The sequence below is a fragment of the Enterococcus sp. FSL R5-0957 genome, assembly GCF_038008005.1.
Lineage (GTDB): Bacteria > Bacillota > Bacilli > Lactobacillales > Enterococcaceae > Enterococcus_B > Enterococcus_B faecium.
In genome coordinates this window covers 1447331-1470201 of sequence record NZ_JBBOYG010000001.1, presented here as the reverse complement: position 1 = coordinate 1470201, position 22871 = coordinate 1447331, and the positions used below count along the sequence as shown (strand labels likewise).

Genomic DNA, 22871 nt, shown 5'->3' with positions numbered 1-22871 from the left:
GAAACATGAAAAGACTGGGTTTGTTTTGGCTGATTCTGCTATTAGTTATTGTGGCATTCTACATGGAACCAGTCTTGTTTCCGCCAAAACTTGAAGTGAAGGAAAACTCTGATCAACAAATAGCAAACCAAATGACAACGTGGAAATACCAGGAGCTTAAAGCAACTGGTTTTTCTACTTATATCGGAAAACCGATCGATCAGCTGGAAAAGGATTTTGGCCAAGCCTATGATCGATTAACTAGCGGATTTGGTTTTGAAACAAGATATTATGAAAATAAAGCTAGTCATCTCACATTTGAAGCGAACATCCAAGACAGCAGAGTCACAACTGTTAAAGTACTGCAAACAGGGCCTGCTGATATCGCGCCGTTTTATTTAGGGATGACGATGCAAGACCTTACGAAAATCACTACTATCTATACTAATTTCACTTTTGAGTACCATGATACAGAAGTTGGAATCGAACTAATGGAAGAGGATATGAATTACCGTCCGCTAATTGCTTTTGATAACGACACTTTTGCTATTTTATTTTTTGATCAAACAACAAACGGCCTATTTTCAGTTGTGTATTTAGATAAAGATAGTCTTTTGAAACTATTGCCATATCAAGTGTTTGGTGAAGGCCTTCCACATTATCAAGCAGATAAATCGGCTGATTGGGAATCAATCAATCGCGTTAAAGAACGAAAAAGTACGACTTTATTAAATATGCTTAGAAGAGAAGACGAACTTCCCATATACAATCAAACACTTGCCTTTCAAAACCACAGTCAGCTGCTACTACATGATTTTTTGACAAGGCCTGAGGAAATATTGTCAGAGGAACGTATGGCTGATTGGCAAAAATCGCTAGGCAGTGCTCAAACGACAGTGAAATTCTCACTGACGAATGATGAATTGGAGAAGTTAATCAGTAAACAAAAATTAGAAAATACTAGTGGGCTATTTATTCATCCGGCGATCGACGCTACTTTTTCGTTTTTATATTGGTACAGCGATCCTTACAACCATGACCGTTTCATGGACCCGGGAACGGATTCTGTAGGCATTGCTTTTTCTAAAGAAAATATGTTAGTCTTATTGCAAGAAGAAAACGGAGAAAGTAGTGATAGCAGTGATCGTTAACGAAGAGCTGTTTCAACTGGAGGATCAATGCCTCCAAGTCGCTGAAATGATAAAAAAGAGTAAAACGATGGCTTCTTATCTTGAACATAAACAGTCAATGGAAGAATCTGCAAAAGTTTGCCAGTTGAAAGAAGCGTTCTTGTCTAAGAAAGAAGCATTTGAAAATGTAGCGGCATATGGTGAGTATGCACCTGATTATCGTGAAAAAAAACGAGCTGTTCGAAAAGCAAAAAGACAGCTTGATATGGATGAGCATGTTGCAGCTTTCCGATATAGTGAAACACAGCTGCAAAGTCTGTTGGATCAAATTGTCCAAGTACTTGCCGAAGAAGTTTCTAATGAAATCAAAGTAGATGCAGGTAGCCCGTTTTTTGAAACGAAAAAACACTTTGGATGCGGAGGTAATTGTCATGCAATTAGACAATAGTGAATTTGAAATAACAAAACGACGCGGGCTGATCGTATGGGTCTACAGCTTAAAACAATTAAAGAATCTGAAAAAGTTCGGCTTGTTGCATTATGTCTCAAGAAGAATGAAATATGTCGTGCTTTACTTAAATGAAGAGACATTTGAAGAAACAGAAGAACGAATCCGTAAATTACATTTTGTTCGAAACGTAGAACATTCTTACCGACCGGATATCGAAATGAATTTTGCCGAAAAAATAGGAAACAAAACAGTATTAAAAGACGAAGGTTTCGAAATCGAAGAGCTAAATACAGAAATCCGATTAGCTGAACATCTTTAAAAATCTCTTATGAGCAGTTTTTAAATATCTTAATTGTCAAATTAAGTTAGACAAATCATCAATACTTACGTAACTCAAAAATACTTCCAAAGGTGTTCGATAATTCAGTGATTTTCTAGGAATATTATTTCGTTTCGATGCGACAGATTGAATAAAAGATTCATCTACTGAATTGAAATCCATAGATTTCAATAAACCATCTCTACGTAACAATCCGTTAGAATTCTCGTTTAGGCCTCTTTGAGACGGCGTTCCTGGATCAGCGAAATAAATGGCAATATCATTGGCATTACTGATCTGTTTCCAATTTGAAAATTCCTTTCCACAATCAAAAGTGATGGATTTGAATAGATTTTTCGGTACAGATTCAAACCAATGATTTAATTTGTTTTCAATATCAATCGCTTGTCTACCACACGGTTTCAATGTGATGATAACTTTTGATAATCGCTCAACTAAGGTAATTACAGCACTTTTATGTTTCAAACCTACGATAGTGTCACCTTCAAGGTGACCAAACTCATTTGAGAATTGGCTATAATCTTTTTCACGTTCATGAATAGAGCGACGGAAAGCTTGTTTTCCACGTCTTTCTTGATGTCCATTTGGTTTACGCTTGCCTTTCATCGGTAAGTCAGAAGGATTAAATAGCCCCTTTTTGAACATACGATAAATGGTACGAGCAGAACAACGAATAGGAAACGCTGCACGACCAACAATCACATCGGGTGTCCATCCTTGAACAACCTTTCTTTGAATATATTCTGATTGTTCCTCAGGTAAAACAAGCGGGCGTCTACCACAGTTTGATTTGTTTTTCTTATACTGTTGATAGTACTCTAAGGCTGATTTTCCTTGCTTGAAGAACAGGTATACTTTATGGATCGTTTGTCTTGAACGATTCAAGCAATGCGCAGTTTTCGCAACAGATTGATTTATTTTGAAATAAGACTCTATCATTACAAGTTCATCCGTTGTAAGATGGGTATAGGTCATTTGTACTCACTCCTTATAATTCTTTGGACGGAACTATTTTGAGTGTAGCACAAATGACTTTTTTAGTTGTCTAGCTTAATTTTACAATCGGCGATAAAAAATAACTTGGATAACGATCGATTTTTGATCATTGTCCAAGTATTTTTTTGTCTTTTTTTTGGTATACTAGTACCAGTACCATTTCTAAGGAGTGAGTAGATGCGGATAATATCAGGAAATTATGGCGGGCGCCGTTTAAAAAGTTTAGCAGGGGCGAACACCAGACCAACTACAGATAAAGTAAAAGAATCCATATTCAATATGATTGGACCATATTTTGATGGAGAGACAGTATTGGATCTGTTTGCAGGAAGCGGTGGTTTAGCTATCGAAGCAGTATCTAGAGGCTGCAGTCATGCGGTATGCGTAGACAAAAATTACCAAGCGCTAAAAATCATCAAAGAAAACATCGAAATTACGAAAGAACCAGAGAAATTTACCACAATAAAACTTGATGCGGACAAAGCAATCGAACGGCTAGCAGCGGAGAAACAACAATTCGACTACTTGTTTCTTGATCCGCCATATGCAAAACAAAAAATAATCGATCAAATCCATAAAATGGAAGAACTGGGACTGTTTTCTAAAACCGCAGTTATCGTATGCGAAACGGATAAAACAGTCGAATTGCCAGAAACTGTGGCTGGATTCCATCAAATAAGAAAACAGATTTATGGCATAACGGCCGTAACTATCTATAGAAAAGAGGGAAATCAATGAAACGTGCATTATTCCCAGGAAGTTTTGATCCTTTTACAAAAGGTCACTTAGATACGGTGGAACGTGCGGCTAAATTATTCGATGAGGTAGTAATTGGTGTTTTTATCAATACTTCAAAGAAAAGTTTGTTTCCCCCAGAAGAAAGAATGACATTGATCACAAAAGCTGTTTCTCATCTTCCTAATGTAAAAGTCATGCATAAAGAAAATCAATTGACGGTAGAAACAGCAAAAGAGATTGGTGCAGATGCGTTGATCAGAGGTATACGAAGTATCAAAGACTTTGAATATGAACGAGAGATTGCTCAGATGAATCATCATCTATATGATGAATTGGAAACTGTCTTCTTATTAGCAAAACCAGAATATAGTCACGTGAGTTCCAGTATTTTAAAAGAAGTACTGCACTTTGGCGGAGATGTGAGCAGCTACTTACCGCCAGTGATCAACGAAGCTTTAGCTGGAAAGCGTGAATCAAATGAAAGCTAAACAATGGTTGAAAACAGTACTAATTATCATATTTGGAATGTTGATCATTGGATTTGTAGTAGTTCCCTTGCCGTATTATGTAGAATCACCGGGAGCCACGATCGATCTGAAAGAACTAATTACAGTCAATGATAAGGAAGATAAAGGTTCTGGGTCTTTCTCTCTTACCTCTGTTGGTATCAGGCAAGCTACAGGTTTCTTAGCTTTAAAAGCTAAAATGACCCCTTTTGAAGAATTGATCAGTGAAGAAGAATTGACTGGTGGGGCGACAAATGAAGAATATAATCAAATGCAGCAGTATTATATGGATTCTTCCCAAAATGCAGCAATCGAACAAGCGTTAAAACTTGCAGACAAGCCTTATAAAATGGAATTCAAAGGCGTATATGTCATGAGTGTAGAGAAAACATCGAATTTCTTTGGCAAGCTTTCAGTTGGAGATACAGTAACAAAAGTAGACGGGAAAAGCTTTCAAAGTACAGAAGCATTTATGGATTATGTAAAAAGCCAAAAAGTTGGACAAACAATCGAAATCAGTTATTTGCATAATGGTGAAGAAAAAACAGCTTCTGGTGATCTGATCGAGTTACCAACAGATAAAAAGGCAGGAATAGGTATCACGCTTACTGACCATACCGAGATCGAATCAGATACAGATGTTCGTATTAATTCTGGCTCTATCGGTGGGCCATCAGCGGGATTGATGTTCACTTTAGAAATCTATGAACAAGTCACTGGTAAAAACTTGCGACATGGTAAGCAAATTGCAGGAACTGGAACGATCAACAGTGAAGGAGAAGTTGGCCGAATCGGAGGAATCGATAAAAAAGTGGCAAGTGCGGATAAAGCTGGCGTAGAGATTTTCTTTGCACCAGATGATACGATTTCAGACGATGTTAAGAAAGAATATCCTGAAATAAAAACCAACTACGAAGAAGCAAAAGCTGCCGCTAAAAAATTGAATTCCTCAATGAAAATCGTACCAGTAAAAACAGTACAAGAAGCGCTTGACTATCTAGAGAAAATGAAATGAAACTAAATAATTAAAGAGGGGTTGTGACACGAGTTCTGTCACACCCCCTCTTTTTCGTCAAAAATCTTCACGATAAAAATAAAAACAAAAGAAAAAATTGACGTAATTAGATGTTGAAGGGACGATTTTGCCAGAGCTCACTGTTTCTTCAATTTCAAATGAAAGGAGTAATGAATGATTTTTACTGGTCATTCTTTGGAAAAAGAACAATGATAGAAAAAATCAGCAAGAAAATACTAGCTTCACCCAAATTGATCATTTGGATGTCTATGATAGTTCTTATCTTTTGTATCGCAAGTGGTTTTTTATTATCAAATTTGCTATTTTATAGAGAACCAGAAGAGACTGCTGCAAAAGAAATACTTTCTCCGTTTAGTTCCAGTGGAGAAGATCCATCAGCTGAAGGAAACGATGTAGAAGAGGATGCTCGTCCAAAGGTCATGTACACCGATATCAAAGGAAGTGTGAAGGAGCCTGGTATCTATTCCTTTTCTTCAGAAGAACGGGTCTATGATGTACTAAAGCGTGCAGGTGGATTATTAGAAGAAGCGGATAGCGATCGAATCAACTTTTCTGCGAAGATAGAAGATCAGCAAGTCCTATATATCCCTGCTGTAGGTGAAGAGCTGCCAGAACATCTTGATCAGTTGGCATCCTCGGAAGGAAAACAGCCTACAGCAGATTCCGAGCCTCCCAAAATAAATATCAATACAGCCACTCCATCAGAACTTCAGCAGATTCCTGGGATCGGATCAGTCAAAGCGCAAGAAATCATTCGATTTAGAGAAGAAAACGGATCCTTCCAGAAAGTGGAAGACCTGCAGGAGATTTCTGGTATCGGTGAAAAGACAGTTGAAAAACTAAAAAACTTCGTTACAATTAAATAGAATGATTCAAAATCGACTGGCACGAGCAATAAATGGACGCTAATGGATACTAAGAATAATCCAATTCTAAGAGCTTGGCAGGACGAGGAGGTAGTATTTTTGGATAGGAAATAGCTTGATTGTTCGCAAAGAAACATTAAAAAAACCAATGCTGAATGTCTATCTCCAAAATAAAATATCTGGGATTCATATTATGAATACGGCTGTCAGCGGCAATAACAGTCAAGCTCTACGAGAACGCTTTGCCAAAGATGTACTTAGCTATACAGCAGATAAAGTATTTATTCTCATTGGGACGAATGATCTAGCAGAGCATAAACAACTTTCTAAAGAAACGTACCAAAAAATCTGCAGTGGATGATAGTTCAGCTGAAAAAAGACTATAGTTCTGATCATGCTTTCTTTATCACGCCACCAGCAGTCGATGAGACAAAACAAAAATATCGGAATAACAAGTTGATCAAAGAATATATCTCTGTTCTCACAGAAGTAGCAAAACGCCATGATTGTGAAGTATCGATTTTTATACGGAATTTCTTGAACAAATGGATTCGAAGAATTTTTATAATGGGCTAATGGATGACGGACTTCATTTCGGCAGTGAAGGGTAGGATCTTTTGTCAGACAGGATGATTCGTTATATTTAAAGAATATTTTGTTTAAGCAATGAGTACTTTTTAATCAACTTGAAAAAACGGAGGAATATAAAACATGTTAGAAAAATCTTCAAAAGCATGCGATACGAATAAAGAAAAAGTTACTGATAAGTCACATAATGAACGCATTCCTTGGGACCAGTACTTTATGGCTCAGGCAGTACTGTTATCTTTACGTAGTACGTGTACACGTTTAGAAGTAGGAGCGACACTCGTTCGAGAAAAAAGGATCATTGCTGGCGGCTATAATGGAGCAGTCAGTGGAGATGTCCACTGCATAGATGAAGGGTGTTACGTCGTGGATGGACACTGCTTGCGAACGATCCATGCAGAGATGAATGCACTCCTACAGTGTGCAAAACTTGGTATCCCGACGGAAGGTTCAGAAATCTATGTCACACATTTTCCATGTTTGGCCTGTACAAAGGCTTTGTTGCAAGCTGGTGTGAAAGGGATCAATTATCTCCATGACTATCGAAATGATCCTTATGCCCAAGCGTTGATCGAACAATTAGGTGTATCTGTACACCAAGTTGCTTTAGACTCACAGCATTTTTCAAAACTTCAAAATGAATTAACAGGAAAACATGTCTAGCGTTTTAGAAAGGCATTTTCGAAATCGGTTGATTTTTCCGGCAATTACGTCGATGATTATCTGTTTGTTGTATTACACTGACAATTGGGGTTATCGTTTGCTTCTTGCCGGAATTTTTTTATGGTTTTCGCTAAAAGAAGGACGTTTTATCGCGTACTTGTGTATTTTGTGTAGCATAACGGTATCCATTTCTTATAGGCTACAAGAGTATTCATTTTTAGAGGAAAAAACAACATCTGCGCAAATTACTGTATTTACAGATACGATTCGTGCAAATGGTAATTTTTTGACAATGGAAGGAAGGTTATCAGAGAATAAACAAAAGCTCCAGCTTTCTTATCAAGTAAACACAGAAGCAGAATTGAAAACATGGCTTAACTTCCGAGGAAAGGGAATAGAATTGACTGCTGAAGGCGAGTTCATTTCTCCAGCAAAAAAGCGGAATCTTTATAGTTTTGACCAAGAAGCTTACTTCAGGAACCATAGAATCTCTGGACGGTTCCAAATTCAAAAGATTGAACAGATCACCATGCAAAATCACTGGCGAAACTGGCTTCAGAGAAAAAGAGGATCTTTTATCTCCTTTGTCCAATCTGAATTTCCGCAAAAAACAAGTGTATATATTAATTCTTTATTATGGGGCTATAAATATGCAGGATTCAGAGAATCAGAAGAAATTTTTAGGGAGAGTGGTTTGCTGCATCTGTTCAGTCTATCGGGTCTACACATCCAATTTTATTTAGGGTGGCTGTATTATTTATTTCGACGTATCGGATGGCCACTACACGTCAGTATTATTCCGTTGAGTCTACTAACTATCTGTTATGTTTCTATTGCAGGAAGTTCTATTTCTGTTTTGCGTGCTAGTTTGCTGTTTTTATTGCGATTGCTAGTCAAATTGCTGAATAAGCATTATTCCACCATGGACTTATTTGCAGTTGTCTTTTGGCTTCTTTTACTATTTGATCCTCGATTTCTTTTTCATGCGGGTGGACAGCTTAGTTTTTTCATGAGTTTTTTGTTTATCCTGATTTCTTTTGATGGAGATTGGTTGAAAAAAACGGCCCTCACGTCCTGTTTACTATGATCACGATGCCGTTGATTGTATGGCATTTTTATGAGTGGCCTATTTTAGGTAGTCTTTTTACATTACTGATTGCACCGGTATTCAAGTTTCTTTTTCTTCCTGGTGTGTTATTTCTCACACTCTTCAATCGCTGGCTGCCGGAAACTTTACTTTTGCTGATAGAAGAGGGATTAATCTTATTTGAGCGAATAATCGATTTTTCTTCAGGGTCGTCTCTCATTATAGGACGTTTGCCCCTTGTACTATCTGGGATGTATATTTTCGGATTACTGATTTGTACGGATAGGTTGAAAGAACAACCTGTGAAACACTTGTTTTATGTTGGTCTTTTTTCTTTTATTTTTTTGACTTTGCCATTTTTACGCTTTTCTTCAACGATCGCTTTTATCGATGTCGGTCAAGGAGACAGTATCTTTTTGCAAAGTCCTTTTCGAAAAGAAACGATTTTGATCGATACTGGAGGTCAGTTACACTTTGAAAGAGAAAAGTGGGCGCAAGGTATGATACGTCCTCCTGCTGAAAGAAATATCGTTCCATATCTAAAAGGTCAGGGGATAAGTGTAATCGATAAACTCATCTTGACACACGACGATACGGATCATGTGGGAGAATTACCCACGTTATCTCAGCATTTTACTATCAAAAAAATTTATATCGGTTGGGGCGCTGGACGAAATGAGCCATTACAAAGCCATTTATCTGAAGCTCAAAAAAATGGTACTGAGATCATTGAAATTAAACATGGGGACAGGATCAGCGGTTATTATGATCTTTATTTATTGACTCCTTTTGAAAAGGGAGAGGGAAGAAATGAAGATTCGATTGGTCTATGGATGGAATATAACAATAGGCGCTTTTTATTTTTAGGAGATTTGAATCAAGCAATGGAAAAACAATTGCTTTTGATTTATCCTAATCTGAAAGCCGATGTAGTCAAATTAGGTCATCACAGTAGCCGTACGTCAAGTAACACAGATTTTCTTTCCCATATTGAAGCAAAACATGGGATTATATCCTGCGGAGTAAATAATCGTTATGGTCACCCGCACAGCGAAGTATTGGAGACACTAGAAGAAAATCAGATAAAAACATGGCGAACGGATCAACAAGGAATGATCACCTATCGCTGGCATCCAGTTTTTCATCCTCATGGGCTAGTGGAAACAATGATAGACTAGTAATTCTCATCTGCTCATGGTAGGATAATTTTTGAAAGTGGTGAGTAATTTGAGTATACAAGCAGAGTTACAAAAAATACGTAAAGAAAAACTTGCATCTTGTTACTTGATTTTAGGAACAGAAAAGTTTCTCCAAGATCAAATTCGGACAGAAATTGTCAAAAAAATCCAATTAGAGGGCGAAGATGACTTAAATTTTTTAAGTTTTGACATGGAAAATGCAAGTTTAGATGAGGTAGTAGCTGAAGCAGAGACGTTGCCGTTTTTCGGAGATCAACGGTTAGTATTCGTAGAGAATCCTTATTTTTTAACAGGTGAAAAAGTAAACAATGGAATCGAACAAAATACTGATTTATTGACGGCTTATTTGAAAGAACCATTAGAATCGACTGTATTAGTATTCTTTGCGCCATATGAAAAGTTGGATGAACGGAAAAAAGTAACGAAACAATTGAAAAAAACAGCAATCATCATCAATGTCCAACAGTTGAATGAAAAAGAAGTACGTCAATATCTGATGAATACCTTAGAGAATTCCTCAATCAAAATGGAACGAAGTGCAATTGATTTATTCTTGAGGTTGACCGACTTAGATTTATCCAAAATGATGAGAGAGTTACAGAAATTGGTCCTTTATGGACAAAATCAACAGCAAATCACGGTAAGAGAAGTAGAAGAATTAGTTCCTAAAACGTTAGAACATAATATTTTTGACATGACCCAATATATTTTAAAAGGGAAGACGGAACAAGCTTTGCGTTTATACGAAGATTTAGTTATGCAAGGGGAAGAAACAATCAAAATTAATGCGATTTTGCTTTCTCAATTACGTTTATTTTTACAGACAAAATTTCTTGTAAAGATTGGTTATCAGCAGGCAAATATTGCTGAAACATTGAAAATCCATCCATATCGTGTAAAACTTGCCATGCAGGAAGTAAAAAAATTCGATGAACATTTGCTGGTACAGTTGTTTGATCAATTAGTTGAGATGGATTATCAAATCAAAACGGGACAAATCGAAAAAGAATTAAGTTTTCAACTATTCGTTTTGCGCACAGGGCAGTTGTTAAGAAATCGATAAGAAGAAAGACGAGGGCAAAGCATGCGGGAAGGTCGTTTGTTTTTGTCCTTTTTTTGACAAATAAAAAAATCGGCCGAAGCCGATTCTTTTATTTAGCGATTTTTTTGCTTAAACGAGATTTGTCGCGGTTAGCTTTGTTTTTGTGGATTAGACCTTTTGATTCAGCCATATCAATAGCTTTAACAGCTTCTTTATATAACGCATCTACGTTGTCAGCACCTGAAGCTACAGCATCTTCAAATTTTTTGATTGCAGTACGCATAGCGCTTGTTTGAGATGAATTTTTCACATTAGCGTTTTCGCTTGTACGAACACGTTTGATTGCAGATTCAATGTTTGGCATTAGTTTCACCTCCGATAACTTAAGTTCTTACGCGTGTTACCGCATAATTCAACATTCATTATTATACCTAAAGGCAGCGTGCTTTGCAATATGAACATGACAAGTTTTTTTCCTTAACAGTCTTTTATTAGGATTTTTTTTCAGTAAAAACGGATAGTACAAGCTGAAAAAAATCAAAAAGACGCTATTGTGGGAGGCAATAGCGTCAAACCAAACTAGATTTTTATTTATCTATTTAAACAAAGTTTGAATGGGAATGTTTGGTACTAAGTTATTATATAACAAAGAGAACCGTTTGCAAAGTTTTTTTTGAAAAGGGATACGATTCCCTGTTGTTCTTTGTTTTTCTATTAAGAAACTGCAGTTATTTTATAACCAGTATCCTTTGATCAGTAAAGGCTATTCTGGTGTACCGATTATTTTAATGTATTCATCGATATTTTTTATCAACATTTTTTTTATGACCAACTGGTTCCGACGGTTCCATTTGCCACTTACTTCCAGCACATATTTATTTAGGGGCAAACGTAAGATATATTTTGCCAAATAGCGATCTTTAAGCAGGCCATTGATCACACGGTCCTCAAGCTGCAAGTTGATCCCAGTCAGCATCATTGGCTGTTCTTGTAAAACGTACGTATCAATTAAAAGACCTTCAAAAGTTTCCACAAGCGTCTTCCTTTCTTTTCAAAGTAACCTGAAAACAGGCACTAATTCTTCCATTTTGATATTCGTTGAAGTGGATGCGATCATTCTTTCTTTTGTCCACTGTAATCTAGTATAACAAAAAAGAGCAGAAGAGCCAAAAAGAAAAAAGAGCATCGAATTCTATAGGAAGTCTCATTGGCATGGCCTAAATTATTACAAAACATTGATTAAAAAAAGCCCCTGCATCGCAGGAGCATCCCCTATATCGTTTTAATAGGTCAATCAAAAAGCAGTATCAAACACATTTTGTATCAAATCAGGAAATAATAGATAAGCTAAGCCCAGAATCAAAAGTACCGCTAGAAGAAACCAGCCGATTGTTCCTATGAAATACTTTAATTTTTCGAACATTGTATCACCTCGTTGTCAGTATATCACGGATCAGTAAATTGGGGGTGTTAAGAATCTCCTAAAATAGACAAAATTTGTTCTATTTTCCTAAAGCAAATACTTGTAAGATACAGTAAGTGATACCAGAAGCAATGACCGGTCCGGCGGCGATTCCTCTTAAGAAGACAACGCCTAAAATCGTGCCGAAAACAAGTGCAACAGTGATTTGTGGATCAGAAGCAATCAATCCTACACCCTTGGAAGATAAGACAGCCACTAGCCCACCGCAAAAAACAGCTACCCAGCCAATAGGGGATTTAAAGGCTTCTAATAGATCACGTAGACCGATTTCTCCTGTTGCGATAGGGATTAGAATAGCCGCTGTGATGATCGTCACCCCAATATTGATTCCTTTGCCTTGAAGCCAAGGGAAAAAGGAACGGGAGGCTGGTATGAGCTTCATAATCAAAACAAAAGCTGCCGCTATCATCAGACTTTGATTTTTAGCTAAAATTGCTACAAGTAAAATAATTCCTAAAAAAAGCCAACTTTCCATGAAATATATTCCTCACTTTCTTCGAAACAATCATAACATGTTTTTAGAAAGTTGCAAAAGTAGGAATTCATCCTTCAAGACCTATTCATAAGCTGTTTTTTTCATAAAATAAACAAAATCATAAAAAAACACTTTGCTTATTTGACAGAAGACAGCCGCGCTTTGTATAGTGGACAAGACTTACATTTTTTTGAAGAATCAGAAAGATCAGGTAAAGGTCTTAGTAAACGCAAGCCATTCAGAATAACCAATATTGTGCTTCCTTCGTGTCCTACAACTCCAAGAGGTAGATTTAAAAATTGCAGGAAGTTAGAAGCAATCAACAAGAGAATAACAAGAATCGAAAAAATAATATTTTGTTTGATGATCCGCCGCATTTTTAAAGATAGCCGATGACTGTAGACAAATTTATTTAAGTCGCTTTTCATTAAGACGATGTCTGCGATATCCATAGCGGCATCTGTCCCTTGCCCCATAGCGACACCTAAAGAAGCGGCTGCTAAAGCAGGCGCATCATTGACTCCATCACCAACCATCGCATTTACTTGGTAAAGTTCATTCTCTTTTTTGACTAGTTGTGTTTTTTCTTCCGGAGTACAGCTTGCATAGTAATGTTCAATCCCTACTTGTTCAGCAATGGCCTTTGCTGTGCCAGAATGGTCGCCGGTTATCATACTTGTATGGATGTTTTGGGATTTAAAGTAGGAAATTACTTGTTGGGTATTTGCTTTTGGAATATCTAGCAGACCTAAAACAGCAATTAACTGCTGATCTTTAGAAAGATAAATCACGGTTTTGCCTTGATTTTCCAAACGTTCGATCATTTCCGCAATCTCTTTGCTGATTATCATCGTCTCAGGATCATATGCGTGCTTGCCAACTTTCCATTGCGCACCTAAATAGGTAGTTTGTAATCCAAAACCAGTAATTTCTTCTATTGGTAAGTATTGGATTTCTTCAGGTATTGTGCAATCGAAATATTGCAAAATCGCATGAGCAAGTGGATGCGTCGTTTTTTGTTCCATAGCAACAAGAAGTTGTTGTGCCAAATCCTTTTCATCAAAGAAAAAGCTGTCAGTTACAACTGGTTTTCCTTTAGTGAGCGTTCCTGTTTTATCAAAGGCAATCGCTTTTAATTCAGAAAGCTTTTCTAAATGGATACCGCCTTTGATTAAAATCCCATTTTTTGCAGAATTTGAAAGAGCAGCTAGAGAAGCTGGTGTAGCAGATGCGACAAGCGCACAAGGAGAAGCCACAACTAATAATACCATTCCTCGATAAAAGCTTTCATCCCAACTCCAACCTAGGAAAAAGTGGGGGAGAAGGATCATTAGAGGAACAGCAAGCAAAATCAATTTTACATAATTATTTTCGATTCGTTCGATAAATGAAGCTGTTTGAGTTGGCGTATTCTGCGCTTCTTCTACTAATTGGATAATCTTAGCAAAGACAGTTTCGGAACTCGTTTTTGTTACTCGAATCGTGATGGGATTTCCTTGATTCAGCGTTCCTGCATACATCTCATCGCCTAAATATTTTTCTACAGGCACAGATTCACCGCTTAATGCAGACTCATCGATCGTTGCCTGTGTGCTTTCTAAAAAGCCATCTATCGGAACAGCTGCTCCTTTAGCGACAAATACCAAGTTATCCACCTTTAGTTGAGAAACATCTACTTCTTGCATTTGTCCATTTTCTTTTAATAATTGGGCTTTTTGTGGTTGAAGATTCATCAAAGCAGTAATTTCTTTTTGACTTTTATTAGTTGTGTATTCCTCTAATGCACCGCTTAAACAAAAGATGAATGTCAACATTGCTCCTTCAAAGTAATTACCGATCAAACAGGCACCAATAGCAGCTAAAGCCATCAATAAATCCACATTCAGTGTTCGATCATTCCACAATTCTTTCAAGCCTTCCGATGTTTGTTTATATCCACCGATGATAATGGCACTGATATAAAAAAGTGGGGTGATGGTAAGAGAGAATCGGTCGAAGATAAAACCGAAGATCATAAATAAAAGGCAGCAGATTGTTGCTGCAAAAGCTTTTTTCTGATTAGTCATCGTTATTAGACCTCCTTGTCAAAACAAGGATAGCATAATAAAAATGTAATTGATAATAATAATAGCTAAATGAGAACGATAATGGTTATCATTTGGTGATTAAGCTTGATGTTGTTTTCATTATTTATAATGATTATTATTAAAGAAAATAAAAAACCAGAACATTTCTCAAATAAGAGAAGTGTTCTGGTTTTTTCTACATTGCAATAAACCAATAACCAATCAAAATGATACCAAGGATAATACGATACCAGCCAAAAGCGGTAAAGTCGTTTTTCTTCAAATAGCTTAGTAAGAATTTGATAGCTAAGACGGAAACCACAAAAGATACGAATGTTCCTACAAGAAGAACAACAGTTTCTTCCATTTTGAATGAATTCCCTTCAGCTAAATATTTGACGATCTTCAAGCCGCTTGCGCCAAACATGACAGGAATCCCTAAGAAAAATGAAAACTCTGTAGCGACAAAACGCGAAGCACCAATCAAGATAGCTCCTAGGATCGTTGCGCCAGAACGGGATGTTCCGGGAACAAGTGCCAAGACTTGGAATAACCCAACAAGAAGAGCTGCTTGGTACGTAAAGTCATTCAGAGAAGTCCAACGAGGTGTTTTGTTTTTGTTGCGTTTTTCGACAATAATAAAGGCAATACCGTAAACGATCAAAACAATGGCAACTGGTAAGAACTTGTGGAAATTTGCTTCTAACCAATCATCCAAAGGCAAACCAATGATGATGGCTGGTATGCAAGCAACGATCACTTTAAACCAAAGTGTCCACGTATCTTTTTTTTCTACCGTTGATTTACTTGGAGAAAATGGGTTTAACTTGTGAAAATAAAGAACGACGACAGCCAAGATCGCCCCTAATTGGATAACGACATTGAACATCGACATAAATTGTGAACTGGCATCCAGTTTGATGAATTCATCTGCTAGGATCAAATGACCAGTACTACTGATGGGCAGCCATTCCGTTATTCCTTCAATAATACCGAGAATCACTGCTTTGATAATATTTGCAAAAAACATAAATTCCTTCCTTCCCAATTAAGATACATCTTATAGTATACCGTTATTTTTTGAGAAACCCAATCTGTTTTTTAATATTAAGAAAAACTTGAGAAATAAAGCAGATAAGTACACGAAGAGAAAAAAGAAGACAAAGCCCTCATTCAGACTTTGCCTTTTATGATTCTCTGGTAAAAATTAAAATATCCCCATTATAGAAACGAGTCGCGACTATGTGTTTTCCCGTTATCGATATAAGACGTATCATTGATGCCGTGGATAGAAAATCGACCGTTTGCATAAGTGACCTTTGTTACGCTGCCATTTAAAAGCCCAGCACGAACAGGCTGTTTAGGATCGATCAGATTAAGCAAAAAGGCGATCGTCAAACCATGAGATACGACTAAAACATTTCCACCACCATTTTTTTCGCAGTGATGGGCGATATCTTCAAATCCTGTCCATACACGGTCTCGCAATGTTTCATAAGTTTCCGCCCACCCAGCGGTATCTAAGTTGTATACAGCATTAGCAATTTGTTCAAAAGAAACTTCTGTGGTAAACATTTCATCATATGTTTTAAAATTCAATACACGAGGGATCACACCCCACATTTCCATGTCATATCCACCTTCAAGAGACCCGAAACACCATTCTCTAATCCTTTTTTCAATAAAATAAGGAATTTCTTTTCCCTTAGAATGTTCTCCTAGAATAATACGGGCAGTTTCGATCGCACGACCACTGTCACTAGAATAAGCAAATGAAAAGTCGACATTTTTTAACCCGCGACCTAAATAATGAATGCCTTCTTGTCCTTGCTTTGTGAGGGGTGTATCACACCAGCCTTGTACTCGTTCAATTGTATTGAACATCGTTTTTCCGTGTCGTACGATATAAAGTGTAGTTTCTGTCATTTTATTCTCCTCCTAAGTCGTTTTAACGATTGAAAAAAGGATTTGTCCTTTTTTCCTGTTCAATCGTCGTTGCATCGCCATGTCCTGGATAGACTGCAAATTCATCAGGTAAAACAAACAGCTGGGTCCGAATACTATGAAGTAATTGTTCTAAATTCCCTGTATACAGATCGGTTCTACCGATACTTCCTCTAAACAGGGCGTCGCCAGAAACGACAAAATCATCAAAAATAAAGCTGACGCTTCCTATAGAGTGCCCGGGGGTAGGGACGACGCGAAAAGACATGTTTCCTAAAGTATAAGTTTTCATTTCAAATTCATATTCTGCAGGCGAGACAATAACATCAGCAATATCATCATGTCGTCCGAGTCCAGAAAGGTTCAAAATCGGATCACCTAGCCATTTTTGCTCTAGTGGGCTGACATACACTGGGATTTGATAATATGCGCGTAAAGGTTCTACTGCACCGATATGATCGTAGTGGGTATGGGTAAGCAAAATCGCTACCGGCTGTTGGTTTGTTTTTTTGATTTCTTGTTTGATTCGTTCCGCATCTTCTCCAGGGTCAATGATCAAAAGTGCTTCTTCGTTGTAGACCAAATAACAGTTTTCTTCAATCATTCCTGTTTTTAATCTTTCGATATGCATGTGCATTCCTCCTTGATAGCCAAAACTTCTTTCATCCATTAGTATAACGCATTCATTGCTAGGAAACAAAAACAGGTACTTATTTCTCTTTACTTATCTGAATTATCAGACTATATGAAAAGTATTTGGATATTCTAAAGAGAAGGAAAGTAAGTTTTCATAGCATTTTAATATGTCCTTGTTACATTAGACTCATCCAAAAATCCAAATTCTATATCCTATATCCCTGCCTAATCAGCAGGGTGTTTTTTTATGCTTGAAAAGAGAGCTCTTTTTGCTAAACTAGGCTTTTTCAGGTAATCTTAGAGAGAAAGAGGTGGTGGAAATGATCAAACAGTCAAAAATATCTGTGCGGCACTTAGTAGAATTTATTTTGCGACGTGGAAGTATCGACAATCGTAAAAAAATAGCCATACTGCATTAGAAGGAGCAAGAATCCACCGCAAGCTCCAAAAAGATGCGGGAGAAGACTATGAAAAAGAAGTCTTTTTAAAAACAACAGTTCCATTAGATGAATATCACCTGATCGTTGAAGGCCGTGCAGACGGTATTTTCAAAAGAGATGGTATTTATTATATAGATGAAATCAAAACCTCCGAGCCACGATTTGAAGATTTAGAACCAGAACAAGTGGAACTTTTCTTTCATCAAGCAAGGGTGTATGCCTATATCTATAGTCAAGAACATGATTTACAAGAAATAAATCTGCAATTGACTTACTTTCAGACGGCTGAAGAAGTGATTACGAGAAAGGTCGAACATCAGACAAGAGAGCAGTTAGAAACTTTTTTTAAAAAACTGACTGAAGATTATAAAGAATGGCTTGTTTTTCAAGAAAACTGGCGCACTGTACGCAATGCCTCTTTGATGGCTTTGAAATTCCCCCATGATGAGTATAGGAAAGGCCAGCGTGAACTAGCGGTAGCTGCTTATAAAACAATCCGTACGAAACAGAAATTGTTTGTAGAAGCACCTACCGGAACAGGAAAAACAATCTCTACGTTATTCCCCGCTTTGAAAGCTGTAGGGGAAGAAGAGGGAGAAAAGATCTTTTATCTAACAGCCAAAACAATAACTAGACAAGTAGCTGAAGATGCCATGACAGCATTAAAAGATACTGGAGCTGAAGTAAAAAGTGTCACTTTGACGGCTAAAGATAAGATCTGCTTTTTAGATGAGACGACCTGTAATCCAGATCAGTGCCCGTATGCCAATGGTTATTACAATCGTATCAACGAAGGGTTATGGGATCTTTTGAATCATGAGAATCAGATCACTCGAGAAGTCATCGAAACTTATGCAAGAAAGCATACACTTTGTCCTTTCGAACTATCATTAGATGTCAGTATCTGGTGCGATGTGATCATTGGGGATTACAATTATTTGTTTGATCCTACTGTTTATTTAAGACGTTTTTTTGAAGATGAAAAAAACGAGGATTATCTGTTTTTGATTGATGAGGCACATAATTTGGTGAATCGTTCCCGAGTGATGTATTCGGCAGAACTATCTTATGAAAAAACAAAACGAAGTAAGGAAGCTATACCAAAGGAATTCAAAAAACTCCATCGTCGTTTCAACAAACTATTGAAAGAATTTGATACGATCCGAGAAATAGCAAAAGAAGATCATTGGGATTATCATCATCAAAAAGCACCAGCTGAATCTTTAGTAAAGGCAGGTTATCAATTAAGCGAAAAAATCAAAGAATGGCTAGCAGAATTTCCTGAGCATCCATCACAAGAACAATTGCTTCCTTATTATTTTGATTTGCTTCATTTTTTGAAGGTCAGTGAATTTTATGATGATCACTATGAAACAACGGTCGAAAAAACGTATCACGATCTGATAGTAAAAGAGTTTTGTATTGATCCAAGCTTGTTTCTTGAGCAGTCGTTGGATAAAGGAAGAAGCAGTATCCTTTTTTCTGCGAGTTTTTCACCTCTATCTTATTATCAGGAAACACTGGGCGGACAAAAAAGTCTCGCTTACAAACTGCCGAGTCCTTTCCCAGAAGGAAACCAGCAAGTTTTCATTGCAAATTACTTAGAGACGACTTATCGAAAAAGGGAACAAAGTCTGGCAAAATTAGTTGAGACGATCCATGCTTTTGCTGATGGAAAGGTCGGAAATTATTTCGTTTTCTTTCCTTCTTATCAATATTTAGACCTTGCGGCGGAAGCATTCAACCAGCAATATCCTGACAGCAATGTGCTGATCCAAGAAACGGACATGGGTGAAGAAGAACGCGAACGATTTTTAGCAAAATTCCAAGCAGATCCCGATGAAACATTGATAGGATTTTGTGTACTTGGTGGGATTTTTTCAGAAGGAATCGATTTGAGAGGGAACCGATTGATCGGCAGTATGATCGTAGGTGTAGGGTTGCCGCAGATGAATCATGAGCAGGAACTGATCAAATCATATTATGATGAGAAGGAACACCTTGGATTTGCTTACGCTTATCAGCTTCCTGGAATGAACAAAGTCTTGCAAGCTGGTGGTCGAGTGATTCGTGGCATGGCGGATCAAGGAATCGTGGTATTGGCAGATCAACGATTTGCTCGTTTCTCTTATCGACGTTTATTCCCACAACATTGGCAAACAGCAAGAGAAGTACGAAGTGTTGGAGAATTGGAAGAAGGAATACAGCGTTTTTGGTCATCCAAAGAAGCAGTAAATGAAAAAAACGAGGGATGACAGATGTCAGCCTCGTTTTTTCATTAACGATAGTTAGTGAATTGCAACTCGATTGGTAAGTCAAGTTTACGTAATAAAGCAATCACAGCTTGAAGATCATCACGGTTTTTACCTGTCACTCTAATCTGATCTTCTTGGATTTGTGCTTTTACTTTCAGTTTTTCATTTTTGATAGCTGTAGTGATTTTTTTCGCGTTTTCGCGATCGATTCCGTTGACCAGATCGGCAGTTTGACGAGCTTTGCCACCTAGCGCGTGTTCCGATTCGGAAAAATGGATATTTTTGATTGGCACATTTCTTTTGATCAACTTACCAAATAATACATCTTTGATCTGTTCGATTTTGAAATCATCATCGCTCAAGACAACTAGATTGCTGTTCTCTAATTTGATTTCTACCGTAGAATCCTTGAAGTCAAATCGATTAGTCAATTCTTTTGTTGTTTGCTGAATCGCATTTTTTACTTCTTCTGTATTGACTTCTGATACAATGTCGAAGCTAGCATCTTTTGCCATAAGAACCCTCCTGATATACGTATAAGTTTACTATACATCTATCTTATCATAGGAATGGGGCAGATTCTTACTTGTTTGCTAAAATTCTTCTCATTTGAGTTCGAAGTATTTTATTTTAATAGATAAACTGTTATTCTTACATTTGGAATAATAAAGTAGAGGAGAGGTGCTTGTGAGCAAAATTATGACTGCGTATCATAAAAATGAAAGATTAAAGAAAATAGTGGTTATTTTGATAACCGGATTGACCGCTGCGGTCGCTTTAAATTATTTTTTGATTCCAGCCAATGTCTTTTCTGCAGGGATGAATGGGATCGCTCAAATCATTTCCTCGCTTTTATATGAATGGTTTCATATCAAGGTAGACACAGGAACATTTATTTTTATTTTGAATATCCCTGTGTTTGTATTAGGGTTTCTCAAAGTAGGAAAACGAGCAACGATCCTTAGTTTTGTGAACGTTGTATGCGTATCAGTGATGACGATGCTACTTCCAGTCGGACAGATTACTGATAATATTTTGATGAATGCCTTAGTAGGCGGTGTCTTATTAGGTCTTGGCGTAGGCTTATCTTTAAAAATGGGCTTTACAACTGGTGGGATGGACATCATCTCTCTTGTGCTTTCACAAACAACTGGAAAAACAGTCGGAAATTACATGCTGATTCTAAATGGGATCATTGTAGTCATCGCAGGCTTCTTCTTTAACTGGGAAAGTGCCTTGTATACGATTATTTCCATTTATGCGATGACTCAAGTGATTGATGCCATCCATACGAGTCATCAAAAAGTAACAGCGATGATCGTGACCGTCAAACCGGAAGAGGTATCAGAAGAACTAGCGAAACGGATGGTACGTGGAATGACATTGCTTCCGTCTGTCGGTGGCTATTCAAAAAAACAAGGAAATATGATCATGATGGTCATCACCCGCTATGAAATGTATGATCTTGATCAGATCGTTCATGAAATCGACGACGATGCATTTATCAATATTTTACCAACTCATTCAGTATTTGGCCGATTTGCAAATGAAAACGAACAAAAAATGTATCGAACAACAGGTGTATTGCCAGAAATAAAAAATCGTTCACAAAAAAAATGAGGAATCAGATTTATTTTAGAATGAATTTAATGTATTCCATCTAACAAGGACATTTTATAAATTTAAACGAGAATCTTCCTTCTAAATTCTCATTTACAAGTAGTTAAAAAAAGAGTATGATAAATAAAAATCGTGTTAAGGAGTGTCGTACGATGAGCGAAGCAAACCAAGAACGGTCTGCGCAAGAAATAGAACTGATCAAAGAACGTATTCTTGCTGCCTTGGAAATGGTGATCGATCCTGAATTAGGAATCGATATTGTCAACTTAGGCTTGATTTATGATATAGAATTCAATCCTGAAAATGGAGAAACAGTCATCAAAATGACGCTAACAACTATGGGCTGTCCACTAGCCGATATTTTAACAGAATCTATCCATGACGCATTGAAAGAAGTGCCAGAAGTAACGAAAGCAGAAGTAAAACTTGTCTGGTATCCAGCATGGACGACCGATAAGATGAGCCGTTATGCACGGATTGCGTTGGGGATTCGATAGGAATCTTGACTGACTAGCTATGAGAAGTAAGTAGTAAAAAAAAAACTTTTATCCTTTCTTGAAGAAAAGAGATAAGAGGTTTTTTTGTTTATAAAATTTTGTCTGCTATATTAGAAGTTAATCAAATAAATGTGTTCTATTGATAAAGGACGTTCAAATCCCTTTCCTTTTGCCATCCATCTTTTTTACATCAATTTGATTTTCGTATAGTATTCTTTCTCATCTTCACGATAAATCGTGGCCCCATTTTTTTGCTGCGCCTTAAGACTGCCAAGATTTTTTTTATTTACAGACAAAAGTGCCTCATTGATGCCGAGTTTTTTTACCTCTTGCAGTACTAATGCTAAGCCTTGTGTTGCATATCCTTTTTTACGATAGTCAGGGGAGATGCCGTAACCGATATGGCCAGCGCCGTTTCTTAATGATTCGTTCAGTTTATGGCGCAGATTAAAAATTCCTACATACTCATGTCCATCATTTTCCAAAATAAAGACGGTTGCGGGAACGTAATTCTCAGGAAGATCGATCCCTAAAGAAGTGTTTTCGCATTTTTTTACATAATCTAAAAATTCAGCAAGTGTATAGCCGTAAGCATTGTTGATAAATCCATTCTCGTTTGGTCCGAAGCTAGTTTGCAGCCGATAAGCTTTCTCCAAATCTGCTTCCCATAGTTTGATCAATTTCATCGAATCCGCCTCTTCCTAAGTAAACATATTTTTTTCTACTATGGCACTATTTTGGTGAATAGCCATTCTTATTTTTATTTTTTGTGATGTATCGTATTAAGAATAATTTAACAAAATAAACGATTGCAGATTTTTGTTATTTATTGTA

At 37.1% G+C, this 22871-nt stretch carries 24 protein-coding genes and 2 pseudogenes; 15 read left to right on the top strand and 11 right to left on the bottom strand.

Going from position 1 to position 22871, the window contains the following annotated elements:
• The first annotated feature begins 5 nt into the window (after positions 1-5).
• The 3 genes from MKX69_RS07115 to MKX69_RS07105 are packed head-to-tail and all read left to right on the top strand — an operon-like array spanning position 6 to position 1879.
• The gene (locus MKX69_RS07115; protein ID WP_002298986.1) at positions 6-1130 is read left to right on the top strand and encodes a CAP-associated domain-containing protein; all 1125 of its coding nucleotides are present in this window, start codon (positions 6-8) and stop codon (positions 1128-1130) included.
• Positions 1111-1557 (top strand): YlbF family regulator, encoded by a 447-nt coding sequence (locus tag MKX69_RS07110; protein ID WP_002295488.1) that lies wholly within the window; start codon positions 1111-1113, stop codon positions 1555-1557. Before MKX69_RS07115 ends, MKX69_RS07110 begins: the two co-directional genes overlap by 20 nt.
• Entirely contained in the window at positions 1541-1879 is a 339-nt protein-coding gene (locus tag MKX69_RS07105; protein WP_341009520.1) for a YlbG family protein, read from the top strand. The genes MKX69_RS07110 and MKX69_RS07105 overlap by 17 nt, the downstream gene beginning before the upstream one ends.
• 36 nt (positions 1880-1915) lie before the next feature.
• On the opposite strand, the gene MKX69_RS07100 is transcribed toward MKX69_RS07105, so the two are convergent.
• Complete coding sequence (locus tag MKX69_RS07100; protein WP_000222573.1) at positions 1916-2875, bottom strand: IS30 family transposase; 960 nt, start codon at positions 2873-2875, stop codon at positions 1916-1918.
• Positions 2876-3073: 198 nt separating this feature from the next.
• Here MKX69_RS07100 and rsmD point away from each other — a divergent pair, with 198 nt between their 5' ends.
• From rsmD to holA, 9 genes and pseudogenes are all read left to right on the top strand, one after another.
• Positions 3074-3634 carry a 16S rRNA (guanine(966)-N(2))-methyltransferase RsmD gene (gene rsmD, locus MKX69_RS07095; protein ID WP_002295491.1) on the top strand — a complete coding sequence of 187 codons (561 nt, stop codon included), beginning with the start codon at positions 3074-3076 and terminating at the stop codon, positions 3632-3634.
• Positions 3631-4122, top strand: a complete 492-nt coding sequence (coaD, locus tag MKX69_RS07090) for a pantetheine-phosphate adenylyltransferase (protein WP_010724013.1) — start codon at positions 3631-3633, stop codon at positions 4120-4122. The genes rsmD and coaD overlap by 4 nt, the downstream gene beginning before the upstream one ends.
• Positions 4112-5155 carry a SepM family pheromone-processing serine protease gene (locus MKX69_RS07085; RefSeq protein ID WP_002295493.1) on the top strand — a complete coding sequence of 348 codons (1044 nt, stop codon included), beginning with the start codon at positions 4112-4114 and terminating at the stop codon, positions 5153-5155. The genes coaD and MKX69_RS07085 overlap by 11 nt, the downstream gene beginning before the upstream one ends.
• A gap of 158 nt (positions 5156-5313) precedes the next feature.
• Positions 5314-6042, top strand: coding sequence for a helix-hairpin-helix domain-containing protein (locus MKX69_RS07080; RefSeq protein WP_016628352.1), 729 nt, complete (start codon positions 5314-5316; stop codon positions 6040-6042).
• 115 nt (positions 6043-6157) lie between these two features.
• The gene (locus MKX69_RS07075; protein WP_002297231.1) at positions 6158-6403 is read left to right on the top strand and encodes an SGNH/GDSL hydrolase family protein; all 246 of its coding nucleotides are present in this window, start codon (positions 6158-6160) and stop codon (positions 6401-6403) included.
• Positions 6400-6618, top strand: coding sequence for an esterase (locus MKX69_RS07070; RefSeq protein ID WP_002295502.1), 219 nt, complete (start codon positions 6400-6402; stop codon positions 6616-6618). The genes MKX69_RS07075 and MKX69_RS07070 overlap by 4 nt, the downstream gene beginning before the upstream one ends.
• Positions 6619-6753: 135 nt before the next feature.
• Entirely contained in the window at positions 6754-7293 is a 540-nt protein-coding gene (locus MKX69_RS07065) for a ComE operon protein 2 (RefSeq protein WP_002295503.1), read from the top strand.
• Positions 7286-9558 (top strand): annotated as a pseudogene (locus MKX69_RS07060) (DNA internalization-related competence protein ComEC/Rec2). The gene MKX69_RS07065 and the pseudogene MKX69_RS07060 overlap by 8 nt, the downstream one beginning before the upstream one ends.
• Positions 9559-9595: 37 nt before the next feature.
• Positions 9596-10642: a DNA polymerase III subunit delta gene (holA, locus tag MKX69_RS07055; protein WP_029485599.1), complete on the top strand. Its 1047-nt coding sequence runs from the start codon at positions 9596-9598 to the stop codon at positions 10640-10642.
• Between the two features lie 88 nt (positions 10643-10730).
• On the opposite strand, the gene rpsT is transcribed toward holA, so the two are convergent.
• From rpsT to MKX69_RS07015, 8 genes are all read right to left on the bottom strand, one after another.
• Positions 10731-10985, bottom strand: a complete 255-nt coding sequence (gene rpsT, locus MKX69_RS07050) for a 30S ribosomal protein S20 (RefSeq protein ID WP_002292188.1) — start codon at positions 10983-10985, stop codon at positions 10731-10733.
• 399 nt (positions 10986-11384) lie between these two features.
• The gene (locus MKX69_RS07045; protein ID WP_002289125.1) at positions 11385-11654 is read right to left on the bottom strand and encodes a hypothetical protein; all 270 of its coding nucleotides are present in this window, start codon (positions 11652-11654) and stop codon (positions 11385-11387) included.
• Between the two features lie 261 nt (positions 11655-11915).
• Positions 11916-12044 carry a hypothetical protein gene (locus tag MKX69_RS07040; protein ID WP_002295511.1) on the bottom strand — a complete coding sequence of 43 codons (129 nt, stop codon included), beginning with the start codon at positions 12042-12044 and terminating at the stop codon, positions 11916-11918.
• A gap of 79 nt (positions 12045-12123) precedes the next feature.
• Complete coding sequence (locus MKX69_RS07035; protein ID WP_002289123.1) at positions 12124-12579, bottom strand: DUF441 domain-containing protein; 456 nt, start codon at positions 12577-12579, stop codon at positions 12124-12126.
• A gap of 137 nt (positions 12580-12716) precedes the next feature.
• Positions 12717-14645, bottom strand: coding sequence for a heavy metal translocating P-type ATPase (locus MKX69_RS07030; RefSeq protein ID WP_010724018.1), 1929 nt, complete (start codon positions 14643-14645; stop codon positions 12717-12719).
• Between the two features lie 196 nt (positions 14646-14841).
• Positions 14842-15675, bottom strand: a complete 834-nt coding sequence (locus MKX69_RS07025) for an undecaprenyl-diphosphate phosphatase (RefSeq protein ID WP_002298973.1) — start codon at positions 15673-15675, stop codon at positions 14842-14844.
• A 191-nt stretch (positions 15676-15866) separates the two neighbouring features.
• Positions 15867-16571, bottom strand: coding sequence for a histidine phosphatase family protein (locus tag MKX69_RS07020; protein WP_002289120.1), 705 nt, complete (start codon positions 16569-16571; stop codon positions 15867-15869).
• Positions 16572-16593: 22 nt separating this feature from the next.
• Positions 16594-17220: an MBL fold metallo-hydrolase gene (locus tag MKX69_RS07015; RefSeq protein ID WP_002289118.1), complete on the bottom strand. Its 627-nt coding sequence runs from the start codon at positions 17218-17220 to the stop codon at positions 16594-16596.
• A gap of 325 nt (positions 17221-17545) precedes the next feature.
• On the opposite strand from MKX69_RS07015, the pseudogene MKX69_RS07010 reads away from it, so the two are divergent.
• Positions 17546-19920 (top strand): annotated as a pseudogene (locus MKX69_RS07010) (ATP-dependent DNA helicase).
• Positions 19921-19943: 23 nt separating this feature from the next.
• Here the strand turns inward: MKX69_RS07010 and MKX69_RS07005 are convergent.
• A complete protein-coding gene (locus tag MKX69_RS07005) occupies positions 19944-20435 on the bottom strand; it encodes a YajQ family cyclic di-GMP-binding protein (RefSeq protein ID WP_002309430.1) in 492 nt (163 codons plus the stop codon).
• Between the two features lie 184 nt (positions 20436-20619).
• On the opposite strand from MKX69_RS07005, the gene MKX69_RS07000 reads away from it, so the two are divergent.
• Both MKX69_RS07000 and MKX69_RS06995 read left to right on the top strand, forming a co-directional pair.
• Entirely contained in the window at positions 20620-21540 is a 921-nt protein-coding gene (locus tag MKX69_RS07000; RefSeq protein WP_341010525.1) for a YitT family protein, read from the top strand.
• Between the two features lie 152 nt (positions 21541-21692).
• A complete protein-coding gene (locus MKX69_RS06995) occupies positions 21693-22037 on the top strand; it encodes a metal-sulfur cluster assembly factor (RefSeq protein ID WP_002292174.1) in 345 nt (114 codons plus the stop codon).
• A 185-nt stretch (positions 22038-22222) separates the two neighbouring features.
• Here the strand turns inward: MKX69_RS06995 and MKX69_RS06990 are convergent, their stop codons facing one another.
• Positions 22223-22723 carry a GNAT family N-acetyltransferase gene (locus MKX69_RS06990; RefSeq protein WP_341009508.1) on the bottom strand — a complete coding sequence of 167 codons (501 nt, stop codon included), beginning with the start codon at positions 22721-22723 and terminating at the stop codon, positions 22223-22225.
• Positions 22724-22871: the final 148 nt, after the last annotated feature.